General features: G+C 68.7%; 10 protein-coding genes. 3 read left to right on the forward strand and 7 right to left on the reverse strand.

Annotation, left to right across the window (positions count from 1 at the left end):
• Positions 1–95 precede the first annotated feature (95 nt).
• Positions 96–1,484 (reverse strand): glutamine synthetase family protein, encoded by a 1,389-nt coding sequence (locus tag ACSBPQ_RS09900; protein ID WP_442681986.1) that lies wholly within the window; start codon positions 1,482–1,484, stop codon positions 96–98.
• 163 nt (positions 1,485–1,647) lie between these two features.
• Between ACSBPQ_RS09900 and ACSBPQ_RS09905 the strand changes: the two genes are divergently transcribed.
• Positions 1,648–2,940, forward strand: coding sequence for an NAD(P)/FAD-dependent oxidoreductase (locus ACSBPQ_RS09905; RefSeq protein ID WP_442681987.1), 1,293 nt, complete (start codon positions 1,648–1,650; stop codon positions 2,938–2,940).
• Positions 2,941–2,982: 42 nt separating this feature from the next.
• Here the strand turns inward: ACSBPQ_RS09905 and ACSBPQ_RS09910 are convergent, their stop codons facing one another.
• The 6 genes from ACSBPQ_RS09910 to ACSBPQ_RS09935 all read right to left on the reverse strand — a co-directional run bounded on the left by ACSBPQ_RS09910 (position 2,983) and on the right by ACSBPQ_RS09935 (position 10,934).
• Complete coding sequence (locus tag ACSBPQ_RS09910; RefSeq protein ID WP_442681988.1) at positions 2,983–4,242, reverse strand: TolC family protein; 1,260 nt, start codon at positions 4,240–4,242, stop codon at positions 2,983–2,985.
• Positions 4,239–4,541, reverse strand: coding sequence for a DUF3240 family protein (locus ACSBPQ_RS09915; RefSeq protein WP_442681989.1), 303 nt, complete (start codon positions 4,539–4,541; stop codon positions 4,239–4,241). Before ACSBPQ_RS09915 ends, ACSBPQ_RS09910 begins: the two co-directional genes overlap by 4 nt.
• Entirely contained in the window at positions 4,541–7,600 is a 3,060-nt protein-coding gene (locus tag ACSBPQ_RS09920) for an efflux RND transporter permease subunit (protein ID WP_442681990.1), read from the reverse strand. The genes ACSBPQ_RS09915 and ACSBPQ_RS09920 overlap by 1 nt, the downstream gene beginning before the upstream one ends.
• 4 nt (positions 7,601–7,604) lie before the next feature.
• Positions 7,605–8,687, reverse strand: a complete 1,083-nt coding sequence (locus ACSBPQ_RS09925) for an efflux RND transporter periplasmic adaptor subunit (RefSeq protein ID WP_442681991.1) — start codon at positions 8,685–8,687, stop codon at positions 7,605–7,607.
• Positions 8,688–8,872: 185 nt separating this feature from the next.
• Entirely contained in the window at positions 8,873–10,282 is a 1,410-nt protein-coding gene (locus ACSBPQ_RS09930) for a histidine kinase dimerization/phospho-acceptor domain-containing protein (protein ID WP_442681992.1), read from the reverse strand.
• Positions 10,269–10,934, reverse strand: coding sequence for a response regulator transcription factor (locus ACSBPQ_RS09935; RefSeq protein ID WP_442681993.1), 666 nt, complete (start codon positions 10,932–10,934; stop codon positions 10,269–10,271). Before ACSBPQ_RS09935 ends, ACSBPQ_RS09930 begins: the two co-directional genes overlap by 14 nt.
• 157 nt (positions 10,935–11,091) lie before the next feature.
• Here ACSBPQ_RS09935 and ACSBPQ_RS09940 point away from each other — a divergent pair, with 157 nt between their 5' ends.
• Together ACSBPQ_RS09940 and ACSBPQ_RS09945 are read left to right on the forward strand one after the other, a co-directional pair.
• Positions 11,092–12,426, forward strand: a complete 1,335-nt coding sequence (locus ACSBPQ_RS09940) for a diguanylate cyclase (protein WP_442681994.1) — start codon at positions 11,092–11,094, stop codon at positions 12,424–12,426.
• A gap of 92 nt (positions 12,427–12,518) precedes the next feature.
• A complete protein-coding gene (locus ACSBPQ_RS09945) occupies positions 12,519–12,980 on the forward strand; it encodes a bacteriohemerythrin (RefSeq protein WP_442681995.1) in 462 nt (153 codons plus the stop codon).
• Positions 12,981–12,995: the final 15 nt, after the last annotated feature.

Here is a 12,995-nt window from a genome sequence, read left to right on the forward strand (position 1 = left end):
GGGGGGAACCGGACAAACCGGCAGCGGCGCATTGTCCCATGGGCGACAGTGAAGGGGAAAAGCCCGGGGCGGAATTTTCCGCGCCAAGCCATGGGTCAGACATTGAGCAGCAGGAATTCACGCTCCCACGAGCTGATCACGCGGAAGAAGGTCTCGTACTCCTTGCGCTTGACCGAGATGTAGGCGCGGCAGAAACGGTGCCCCAGCAGCTCCTGCAGCGCCTCGCAGCCTTCCAGCCCGTCCAGCGACTCGCCCAGCGAGCGGGGCAGCTCATAGCCCAGCCCCTTGGCATTGCCGGTGATCGGCGGGGTCGGCTTGAGCCGCTCACGGATGCCCAGCAGGCCGCAGGCCAGGGTGCCGGCCATCGCCAGATAGGGATTGGCGTCGGAACCGGCGAAACGGCTTTCCACACGGGCGTTTTCCGGCGTATCCATCGGCACGCGCAGGCCGCAGGTGCGGTTGTCGAAGCCCCATTCCACGTTGCTGGGCGAAACCTCGCCGAACACCAGCCGCCGGTAGGAATTCACGTTCGGCGCGAAGAAGCCCATCGCCATCGGCACATATTTCTGCAGGCCGGCCAGGTAGTTCTCGAACAGTTCGCTGGACTCGCCCTCCTCCTTGCCGGCGAATACGTTGCGGCCATCGGCGACCCGCACCAGGCTCTGGTGGATATGCATCGCACTGCCCGGCTCGGTTTCCATCGGCTTGGCCAGGAAGGTGGCATAGACGCCATGGCGCAGCGCCGCCTCGCGCATGGTGCGCTTGAACAGGAACACCTGGTCGGCCAGCGACATCGCATCGGAATGGGTGAAATTGACCTCCAGCTGCGCCGCGCCGGATTCGTGGATCAGCGTGTCCACGTCCAGCTTCATCGCATCGCAGTAGTCGTACATCAGGTCCAGGATCGGGTCGAACTCGTTGACCGCGTCGATCGAGTAGGACTGGCGGGCGGTTTCCGGGCGCCCGGAGCGGCCGGCCGGCGGCAGCAGCGGGAAGTCCGGATCGGTGTTCTTCTGCACCAGGAAGAATTCCACCTCCGGCGCCACCACCGGCTTCAAGCCCAGCTCCGCGTAGGCCAGCAACACCCGCCGCAGCACGTTGCGCGGGGCCAGCTCGTGCGGCTGGCCGCTCTTGGTGTAGCAGTCGTGGATGATCTGCGCGGTCGGGTCGGTGGCCCACGGCACCATGCGTACGGTGTCCGGGTCCGGGCGCAGGATCATGTCCGCGTCGGCCGGCGAGGTCAGATCGTAGTAGTCATCGGGAAAATCGCCGGTGACCGTGGTGGCGAAGATGCCCTCGGGCAGGCGCGTGCCGTAGTCGTGGGAGAACTTGTCGGCCGGGATGATCTTGCCGCGTGCGTTGCCGGTGATGTCCGGCACCAGGCACTCGACCTCGGTGATATGCCGTTCCTTGAGCCAGCGCAGCAGGGAGCTTTCTTCCTGCACGCTGGCAGCGGTCTTGCGGGTACGCGGGCGCGATGTCATGGGGGTCTGCTTCGATTGGCTGACGGGTGCCCGCCTCCAGCGCAGATGCCCTGCCCCGGCGGCGAGGCGTGCAGCCACGCTACCGCCGCCTCCATGTTTAGGCAACCACGACAGGCGGACCGTTACACTTCCCGTCCGTTCCCTCCGTTGACCGCAGCGCCTGATGGCCGAGGACAAGGCTTCACCCGACTACCCGGCCAGCTGGTATGCCGCCAGCGTGCCGGCAACCCCGCCGCGCCCGCCGCTGCGCGGCCGTTCCAGTGCCGATGTGGCGGTACTGGGCGCCGGCTACACCGGGCTGACCGCGGCGCTGGCGCTGGCGGAAAAAGGCTACCGGGTGACCGTGCTGGAGGCCGAACGGATCGGCTGGGGCGCGTCCGGCCGCAATGGCGGCCAGGCCATCGTCGGCTATGGCTGCGATCAGGACACGATCGAGCGGCTGCTCGGCGATGCCGATGCCCGGCTGCTGTTCGACTTCTCGCGCGATGGCATGGCCCTGCTGAAACAGCGCATCGCCCGCCATGGCATCGACTGCGACTGGCGTGACGGCTACGCCAGCGTGCCGATCCACGCCCGCCAGGAACGTGCCCTGCATGCCGATCTCGAGCGCATGGCGCAGCGCTACGACTATCCGCTGCAATGGTGGGACCGCACGCGGCTGCGGCAGGTGCTGGCCAGCGACCGTTACCGGGGCGCGGTGTTCGACGCCGCCAGTGGCCACCTGCACCCGCTGGCCTATGCGCAGGGACTGGCACGCGCGGCCGCAGCGGCGGGTGTCACCCTTCACGAACATTCGCCGGTCACCCGCCTTGAACGCGGCACCCGGCCGGTGCTGCATACCGCGCAGGGCCACGTCGAGGCCGATTTCGTGGTGCTGGCCGGCAACGCCTGGCTGCAGGGCATCGCCCCGGAGCTGGAAACACGGATGATGCCGGTCGGCACCTATATCGGCGCCACCCAGCCACTGGGTGAAGCGCGTGCCAGGGCGCTGATCGGCAACGACATGGCCGTGGCCGACAGCAACTGGGCGCTGGATTACTTCCGCCTCAGCCGCGACCACCGCCTGCTGTTCGGCGGCCAGGCCAACTACTCGGCACTGCCGCCGCCGGGCCTGCGTGCCAGCATGACCCGGCGCATGCGCCGCGTGTTTCCGCAGCTGGCCGATGTGACGCTGGACTATGTGTGGGGCGGCTATATCGACATCACCCGCAACCGCGCCCCGCATTGGGGCCGGCTCACGCCGAACGTCTACTTCGCGCAGGGGTTCTCCGGCCACGGCGTGGCCAGCACCGGACTGGCCGGCGAGGTGATCGCCGCCGCCATCGCCGGACAGGCACAGCGGCTGGATGTGTTCGAGCGCATCGCGCACCGCAGTTTCCCCGGCGGCGCGGCCCTGCGCCGGCCGCTGCTGGTGGCGGCGATGTCCTGGTACAAGCTGCGCGACCTGCTGTGGTGACGGGCCCGCGCTGATCCGGCCCATTCGTTTGCCGACTACAGGTCAGCGATCGCCATCCGCAGCGTCATGCCACAGCTCGTGCGCGTCGATGCGGATCAGCAGCGCCGCCTCCAGTGCGTCGGCACGGGCGTTGGACTCGGCCAGCGCGCTTTCCTGTTCCTGCCGCTGCGCCGCGATCAGCTCGGCGATGCCGGCTTCACCCAGCACGTAGGCACGGCGGGCGCGGGCCGTGCTGGCGCGCACCGCTTCCAGCGCACGCTGGCTGTCCCGCCACACGCGGTAGCTGGCATCGGCATGGCGCACGGTCTGTTCGGCCTCGCGGCAGATCGCACGGCGCATCCCGGCCGCCAGCGCGCTGCCGGCCTCGGCATCGGCCTGCTGGGCATCGGCACTGGCCGAACGCAGCGCGCCGCCAAACGGAATGCTGACCACAACCCCGAGCGAGCGCTCCTCGCCACCGCGTTCGTCCAGCCAGCGCAGGCCCACGCTCGGGTCCGGCCGGCGCTCGGCCCGGGCACGCTGCGCCGACCGTTGCAGCCGTTCGGCCTCGCGCTCGGCGGCACCGATCTCGTGGCTGCGGTCGATGATGTGGTCGATATGCAGTTGCGCCGCATCGCCATCGGACGCCGGTTCGGGCAGTGCCGGCGCCCGCTCCGGCAACGGGATCTGCGGGAACGTGGCACCCAGCCCGGCACGTGTGGACTCGCGCTGTGCCGCCGCTGCGGTCAGTTGCGCCTGCGCCTGGGCCACGGCGGCATCGGCACTGTCCAGCTCGCGCAGCGCGGCATCGCCCGCACGTACCCGGCGCTGGATCGCATCACGATCGCGCCGCACCAGTTCGTGCTGCGTCTGTGCCTGCGCCAGCCCGCCTTCGGCGCGCAGCCAGTCCATCCATTGCGCCAGCAGCAGGCGCGCGGCCTGGTGTTCGGCGTCGGCCAGTTGCAGGCCGGCAACCTCGCTGCCGAGCCGGCCGATTTCCCGGTCCAGCCGCGCCTTGCCCGGCAAGCGCACGCCACGGCTGAGCTGGCCTTCATATTCATGGAACTGCGGCCCGTTGCGCACGCGCCGCTGCTGCGACATCACGCTGAAGGTCAGCTCATGCGGGCCGGCGGCAAGACCGCGCGACTGGGCATCGGCGCGCGCGGTGCCGGCGCGCGCGGCCAGCACCTGCGGATGCGCGGCGATGGCCTGCAGGACCAGCGTTTCGGGCGGCAGGTAGCCGGCATCATCCGGGCTGGCAAGGACCGCGCCGGGGGCAGCGAGGCCGCCTGCCAGCGCCAGCAACAGCGGCAGACGCTTCATGCCAGCCTCCCGAAACGTTCGACAACCTCGCACCACCAGGTGACTTCCGGGTGGGGAAGCTGATGGCGCAGGCCGTCCAGCACTTCGTCCACGCGCCCGGCCGGCAGCACCAGCCACGCCATGCTGCGGGCGACGCGGCCACGCACACACTCTTTGGCACTGGCCTGCTCGAAGCCGCTGCCATGGCCTTCGCCACGCAGCGTGGTGAAACCCGGCAGATCGGGCATCTCGAGCAGGGCGGTGATCACCGCATCCTCCAGCACCGGGGGAAAAACCAGATTCAGACGACGCAGTTCCATCAACGTGCTCCAAAGCGGCGGAACAGGACCGGCAGCAGCAACAGGGTAAGCGCGGTCGAGCTGAGCAGCCCGCCGATCACCACGATTGCCAGCGGACGCTGGATCTCCGAACCGGGGCCACTGGCGAACAGCAGCGGCACCAGGCCGAAGGCGGTGATGCTGGCGGTCATCAGTACCGGGCGCAGGCGCCGCCTTGCGCCCTCGCGCACCACCGCCGGCATGCCCATGCCGGTGGCGGCCAGCTGGTTGAAGTGTTCGACCAGCACCAGTCCATTGAGTACGGCGATCCCCAGCAGGGCGATGAAACCGATCGAGGCCGGCACCGACAGGTACTGCCCGGTCAGCCACAGCGCGAGCACGCCACCGACCATCGCGAACGGCACGTTGCCCAGCACCAGCAGCGCCTGCCGCATCGAGCCGAAGGTGGAGAACAGCACCAGGAAGATCAGGCCGATAGCCACCGGGATGACCATGCCCAGACGGGCGGCGGCACGCTGCTGGTTCTCGAACTGGCCGCCCCAGACGATGCGGTAGCCCTCCGGCAGCACCACATCCTGCGCCACGCTGGCGCGCGCCTCCTCGACGAAACCGACCAGATCGCGGCCATCGACATTGCTCTGCACCAGCGCGAAGCGCGAGCCGTTCTCGCGACGCACCGCCACCGGGCCGGTACTGCGCTCGATATCCGCCAGCGCCGCGAGCGGCACCTCGCCGGGGCCATCGCCGCGCGCCAGCAGCAGCCGCTCGAAGCGCGCCGGATCCTGCTGCACGCCGCCATCGCCACGCACCAGCACGGGGATCCGCCGTTCCGGGGTGATCACCGTGCCGGCCGGCAGGCCTTCGATCTGCGCGCGCAGCTCGTCCTGCACATCGGCCACCGCCAGCCCGGCGCGGCCCGCGGCCTGCGCATCGATCCGCAGCCGCAGGTATTCCACACCCTCGCCCGTCTGCGCCAGCACATCCTGCGCGCCGGGGATGCCTTCCAGCACCTCGGCAATGCGAGTACCGAGCTGGTTCACGGTGGCCAGGTCCGGCCCGAACACCTTGACCGCCACATCGCCGCGGCTGCCGGTGAGCATCTCGCTGACCCGCATTTCAATCGGCTGGGTGAAGCCGAATTCGATGCCCGGGAAATCTTCCAGCACGGTGCGGATCTGGTCGGCCAGCCATTGCTTGTCGGACCTGCGCCATCGCGACTTGGGCTTGAGCTGCAGGAACACGTCACTTTCATTCAGGCCCATCGGATCCAGGCCAAGTTCGTCCGAACCCACCCGCGCGACCACGTGTTCGATCTCCGGCACCCGCGCCTTCAATGCACCCTCGATTGCCAGATCCTGTTCGATGCTGTGTTCGATGCCGATCGACGGCAGCTTGGTCAGCTGCACCAGCAGATCGCCTTCGTCCATGGTCGGCAGGAACGCCTTGCCGACCCCGAACCATGCCGTCACCCCCAGCACCAGCGCGATGGCGGCGGCGACCGCGACCCGTCGCGGTTGCGCCAGCGCACCGTCCAGCAGCGGCGTATACAGGCCATCGAGCTTGCGCATCAGCCACGGCTCGGCGTGCGGGCGCTCACGCAGCAACAGCGAGGCCAGCACCGGAATCACCGTCAGCGACAGCAGCAGCGAGCCGGCCAGCGCGAACACGATGGTCAACGCGACCGGGCCGAACAGCTTGCCCTCCAGCCCTTCCAGGGTCAGCAGCGGCAGGAACACCAGGCAGATGATGACAATGCCCGAGGCCACCGGCGTGGCCACCTCGCGCACGGCGGCAAACACCCGGTGCACCCGTGGCAGGCGCGCACCGGGGGCGTGCGGATCAAGCCGGCTGACGGTGTTTTCCACCACCACCACCGCCGCATCGACCAGCATGCCGATGGCGATCGCCAGGCCGCCCAGACTCATCAGGTTCGCACTCATGCCGAACGCACGCATCAGCAGGAAGGTCAACAACGCGGCGAACGGCAGGGTCAGGGCCACCACCAGCGCCGCGCGCAGCTCGCCCAGGAACAGCAGCAGCAACACCACCACCAGCACGGTGGCTTCGAGCAGCGCCTTGGTGACGGTGCCCACCGCGCGATCGATCAACGCACTGCGGTCATAGAACGGCTCGATCCGCACTCCGGCCGGCAGCTGCGGTGCCAGCTCGGCCAGCCGCGCGCGCACCGCCTGCACCACCGCTCCAGCATCGGCCCCGCGCAGACCGACCACGATGCCCTGCACCGCCTCGCCTTCGCCATCCCGGGTGACCGCGCCATAGCGGGTCATGCCATCGGCACGTACCTCGGCGACGTCGCCGACCCGCAGCGGGATGCCATCCTGCACCCGCAGCACGATGCCGCGCAGGTCCTCGAGGGTATGCACCGCGCCTTCGGCACGCACCACCAGCGCCTCCTCGCCATCGCCGAGGCGGCCGGAACCGTCGTTGCGGTTGTTGCGCTCCAGCGCCTCGACCAGATCGCGGAAATGCAGCCCGGCCGCCGACAGCGCGGCGCGGTCCGGCACCACCACGTAACTGGTCACTTCGCCACCGAGCGCGTTGACGTCGGCCACACCGGGAATGGTACGCAGTGCCGGACGGATCACCCAGTCCAGCAGCGCGCGCCGCTCGGACAGCTCCAGATCGCCGCCTTCGATGGTGAACATGAAAAGATCGGACAGCGGCGTGGCGATCGGCGCCAGCCCGCCACCAACCCCGGCCGGCAGGTCGACATTGCCGAAACGCTCGGCCACCTGCTGCCGCGCCCAGTAGATGTCGGTGCCTTCAGCGAAATCCAGGGTGATATCGGCGATGGCGTACTTGGCGGTGGAACGCAGCATGGTGCCGTTGGGCAGGCCCAGCAGTTCCAGCTCCAGCGGCGCCACGACCCGGCTTTCCACTTCTTCCGGGGTCATCCCCGGCGCTTTCAGGATCAGCTTGACCTGGGCCGGGGCGATGTCCGGATAGGCATCCACCGGCAGCGCCAGGAACGCCAGCACACCGGCCAGTGCCAGCCCGGCCGCCGCCACCAGCACCAGCACCCGCTGGGTCAGGGAGAATTCGACGAGTCGTCCGAGCACCGGCTTACTCCCCCGCCGCCAGCAACGCCTTCAGCGCGCTGGTACCGGCAACCGCCACCACGCTACCGGCGGTGAGCGGACCACGGACCACCACCTGCGTGGCCGATTCGCCCAGCACCTGGACCGTGACCTTGCGATAGCCTTCCGCCGTGGCGGCGAACACCACGCTGTCGCGGCCCACCCGCACCAGCGCACCGCGCGGCAGCGCCAGCGCATCCTTCGGCGCCGGCAGCACCAGCGTCACCGCGACCGGCTGGCCCGGTACCAGCGCGGCATCGGCATCGAAACGGGCGCGTACCGGCACGGTCTGGCTGGCAGCGTCGACCGCCGCGCCCACCGCGGTGACACGGCCGCGCGCGGCCACGCCATCGATGCGTGCCACCTGTCCCGGTGCCAGCCGTGTCCGCGCCGACGCCGGTACGCGGATGGCGACATCCAGCGTCGCCATATCGGCCACCACGAACGCGGCGGCCATCGCTTCCAGCGCCTGCCCCGGCACCACCTTGCGCTCCAGCACCAACCCCGCCAGCGGTGCACGCAGTTCGTACTCTCCCGGCAAACCCGCCTTCGCGGCAGGCGCCAGCGCCAGTGCCCGGGTGAACTGGGCCTGCGCGGCATTGGCCTGTTCCTGCTGGGCGCGACTGCTCTCGGCACGTGCGGCCGGCACGATGCCCTCGGCCAGCAGTTCGGCATCGCGTCGTGCCTGGCGCCCGGCCAGGCGTGCCTCGCTGGCGGCCCGTCCGGCGTCGGCCTCCAGCATCATCCGCTCGCGGCTCTGCACCCGCGCCAATGGCGCACCGGCCGCGACCGCGCTGCCCTCGACCGCAAGCACCCGGGTGACCGTGCCGGCATAGGGCGCGGTCACCACCACGCTGCGTTCCAGCGCCGGCTCCACCGTCGCCGGCAGGTGTTCGAGTGGAATACCGGTGGCGGCGACCACCGGCGCGCTGCGCACCCCCAGCGCGCGCGCCTGTTCGGCCGGCAGGCGGATCAGCCCCGGCGGGGCGGCGGCCGGCGCGATGCCACTGAAGGCCAGCAGCAGAAGGCCGAACGGCACCAGCGGGCGGCAGCGGAAACGGCAGGACATCGGTCAACCTCGGCACGGGGGGAGCGGAACTGGCCACAGTCTCCCCGGCAAGGCTTTGGAAACGCTTAAGACACTCGACTGCGAAGCACTCGCGTTTGCAATTGCACTGGCATCACCTCACCACCGACCCGCAATACCGGTGCGCAGAAGGCCGGCACGGCCATCGAATCGCCTCCATCCGTGGCTCACGGATTGCTTTCATCCGGAAGCGCCGGGAACGGCCCCAGCCGGGCCACGAGTTCACCCGCGTGCAGATCAAAGCGCAGCTCGAGCCCAAGCACCTGTGCCAGGGTTCGCGCCAGCGCCAGTCCCAGACCTCCATGCACATCGGCGGCATGGCCCGGCGACTTGCGCCAGAAACGCTCACCGAACCGCGACAGATCCGCCTGCGTCAGGTCGGGGGCCGGATTGCATACCTGGACCCAGACACCTTCCGCCTGCTCCTGCAAGCGGACCACGATGCGGCTGTGCGCCGGCGCGTATTCCACCGCGTTCTGCAACAGGTTGGCGAGGATGCATTCGAGCAACCCCGGATCGCTCGACGTCCACCACTCCGCCACCCCTTCGTGGACGATATCCCGCGTCGCCCCGCGTGCGGCACGGCGCAATGCCTGCTGTTGCAGATCAAGCATCGCGCGCAGCTCCAGCGGTTCGGGTTGCGGCTGCGCCTGCCCGGATTCATAACGCGTCAGCGCCAGCAGGCCATCGACACTGCGTTGCATGCGCTCGACAGCGGCCAGCGACACCGTCAGCGCGGTCGCGGCGCGACAGGCGTCACCGCTGCGCACCGCCAGTTCCGTGCTGGTACGGATCTCGGCCAGCGGCGTGCGCAGCTCGTGGGCAACGTCGCGGGCGAACCGGCGTTCGCGCTCCAGCGCTTCATAGAGCCGGCCAAATGCACGGTCCAGCGCCGCCGCCAATGGCGTCAGTTCCGACGGCAAGGACGCATCCTGCAGCGGCCGGTGCTCGCCCTCCACCGTCAGTGAAGCGACCCGGGTTCCCAGCCGCAGCAATGGCCGCAGGCCCCGGTTGACGACGATGATCGCCAGCAGCGCGGCACACAGCGCAGCCAGCAGGATGACCAGCAGCAGGGTCAGATGGATGCGGCGCTCCAGCAGGTCAACATCGGTCCGCTCGATGGCGACGGTGATGACCGCCGCATGCGTCTGTCCGGCGTGTCCCGGCAGCACACGCTGCGCCACCGCGCGGCCACGGTGGCCATCGGGCAGGATCACGTCGTAGTACAGCGGCGCGTCAGCCGGCATCCGGGGGGGCCGCATCAGTGCCTGTGTGCCACTGGACGATGAGCGCGCCACCACCCTGCCTGCCGCATCCCAGAGGGTGAAAAAATCGGTGTGGCCATGTTCGCGGAACTCCGGCATCAGCGTATCCACCGGTGTGCCGCTGGCCAGCAGCGCCCCTACCGCACGCGCGCGGTCGAGCAGCTGCGCATCCAGCCGGGCATACAGGTGGTGGTCGAGCATCTGGTCCAGCAGCAGGAACATCACCACCAGCAGGCTGCCCAGCCCGCCGACCAGCGCGATGATCAGGCGCCGCCGGATCGACTTCAGCCAGCGGCGCTCAGACGACCACATAGCCGAATCCCCGCCGGGTTTCGATCAGGCCATCGACACCGGCACCGGCCAGCTTGCCCCGCAAGGTGCTGATCAGCACTTCGATGACCTTGTCCGAGGCGGTACTGCTGCCGGCATACAGCCGTTCGAACAGCCCGGTGCGGGTGTGTACCCGCCCGCGCTCGCGCAGCAGCAGTTCCAGCAACGCGTACTCCTTGGGCGACAGCGCGATCACGCCTTGCGGCCCGGACACCAGGCAGGTGCCGGTATCAACGGTCAGGCCACCTGCACTCAACCGCGGTGACGCATCATCGAAACGCCGCCGTGCCAGCGCCTTGAGCCGCGCCAGCAGCTCGTCGAAGGCGAACGGTTTGACCATGTAGTCGTCAGCGCCCAGGTTGAGGGCACCGACGCGGTCGGCAACCTGGTCGCGCGCCGACAGCACCAGCACCCGGGTGGCAAGCCGCCTGCCGCGCAGTTCACCCAGCACACCGAGTCCGTCGACACCTGGCAGTGCCAGGTCGAGCACCATCAGGTCGTACTCGTAATGGGCAAGAAATCCCAATGCCTGGCCACCGTCGGCAGCCGCATCCACCGCATAGCCCTCCGACGTCAGCGCGACCGCCAGGCTTTCACGCAACGCGGTGGAATCTTCGACAAGCAGCAATCGCATAGGGCAGGCAGCCGGCGGGAATGCCGACATGATGCCCGCCCTTGCGCAGCGGCGCATTGATCCTGCACAGCGCGTCCCGGCCCATGCCGGCTAAAGTCCACGCGGCGACGGCCGCTAACTCCATGTGACAGACCGCTTTCCGGACCTCCATGCCCTCATGACCGCATCGCCCCCGGCCGGCTTCGACACCCGCCCGATCCCGCCATTGCCACAACGCATCCTGGTGGTGGAAAACTCACGCACCTTCACTTCGGTACTGCGCGCGGCGCTGGAGCAGCGCTTGCAGCTGCCGGTGAGCGTGGTCTCCACGCTGGCCGAGGCCAGCCGGCTGCTGGAGCAGGAACAGGAATGGTTCCTGGTGTTGACCGGGCTGGTGCTGGCCGATGGCGACCGCGACCAGGTGGTGGACTACTTCGTCGAGCGCGGACTGCCCACCATCGTGGTCAGCAGCGTCTATGACGAAAGCCTGCGCAAGCGCGTGCTGCAGCAGCAGATCATCGACTATGTGCTGAAGAACACTCCCGGCAGCATCGACTATCTGGTGTGGCTGGTGCAGCGGCTGGAACGCAACCGGCGGATTTCGGCACTGGTGGTGGACGACTCGCCCTCCGCTCGCCTGTATGCCGCCGCGCTGCTGCAGATGTACGGCTACCACGTCAGCCAGGCCGAGGATGGCGCCAGTGCGTTGCGCGCCCTTGAAGCGGATCCTTCCATCCGCCTGGTCATCGTCGACCAGGAAATGCCCGGCATGGAAGGCGTGGAGCTGACCCGCCGGCTGCGCGCGTTGCGGGCACGCGACAAGGTCGCGGTGATCGGCATTTCCGGCAACGCCGACCCGTCCCTGATTCCACGTTTCCTCAAGAACGGCGCCAACGACTTCCTGCGCAAGCCCTTCTCGCGCGAGGAGTTCTTCTGCCGGGTCTCGCAAAACGTGGACCAGCTGGAGCTGATCGGCACCTTGCAGGATCTGGCCACCCGCGACTTCCTCACCGGCCTGCGCAACCGCCGCAGTTTCCTTGAACAGAGCCAGCGGCTGCTCGACGAGGCCCACCGCAACGGCAGCCGCAGTGTCGCGGTGGCGATGCTGGACATCGACCACTTCAAGCACATCAACGACAGCCAGGGGCACGAGGCCGGCGACCACGCCCTGCGCGCGGTGGCCACGGTGCTGCAGGCCAATACCCGCACACAGGACCTGTGCGCACGCTTCGGCGGCGAGGAGTTCTGCATGCTGGTCAACGACATGGATCACCTGCAGGTGATCGACTACTTCGAGCAGATGCGCCTTTCGGTACAGGCGCTGCAGTTGCAGCCGGGCGAGAACCCGCTGGCGATGACCATCAGCATCGGCATCTGCCACCTGCCGGCGAGCACCGGCAACCTGCACGCGCTGATCACCGAGGCCGACCGCCAGCTCTACCTGGCCAAGGCCGGGGGCCGCAACCGGGTCTGCAGCAGCACCGCCGGCGCCGCCATCGGCCAGGCAAGCTGAACGGCCGCCCGGCCCCTTTGATCCTGATCAACGCCGAAAACCGCCACCGTTCCTAGAGTTCGCTCCATAGACACCTACTTGGAGAAACCGCGGTGGCACTTTTGGTCTGGCAGGACGATCTCAACACGGGCGTGGAGGTCATCGACCGCCAGCACATGCGCATCGTGGAGATGCTCAACCATCTGCATGTGGCGCAGAAGAGCATGGAGCGCATGGCGGTAGCGGAAGTGATCGACGAACTGGTGGACTACACCATGTCGCACTTCGCCTTCGAGGAGGAGTTGATGGAAGAAGCCGGCTACCCGTTCTGCGCCGCGCACAAGCGGGTGCACGAGGTGTTCATCAAGCGTGTTTCCGAATACCGGATGCGCTTCGAGGCCGGCGAGGACATCACCGACGACCTGCGCAACATGCTCTCGCGCTGGCTGTTCAACCATATCCGCAGCGACGACAAGTCCTATGCCGAGCAGGTCAAGCGGCACCTCAACAAATTCGCCCGCGAACATGAGGAAGGCGGCTGGCTCGGGCGCACGCTCAAGCGCCTGTTCCGCTGACGCCCACCCGGCTGC

The sequence above is a fragment of the Stenotrophomonas sp. JC08 genome (assembly GCF_052180205.1).
GTDB lineage: Bacteria > Pseudomonadota > Gammaproteobacteria > Xanthomonadales > Xanthomonadaceae > Stenotrophomonas.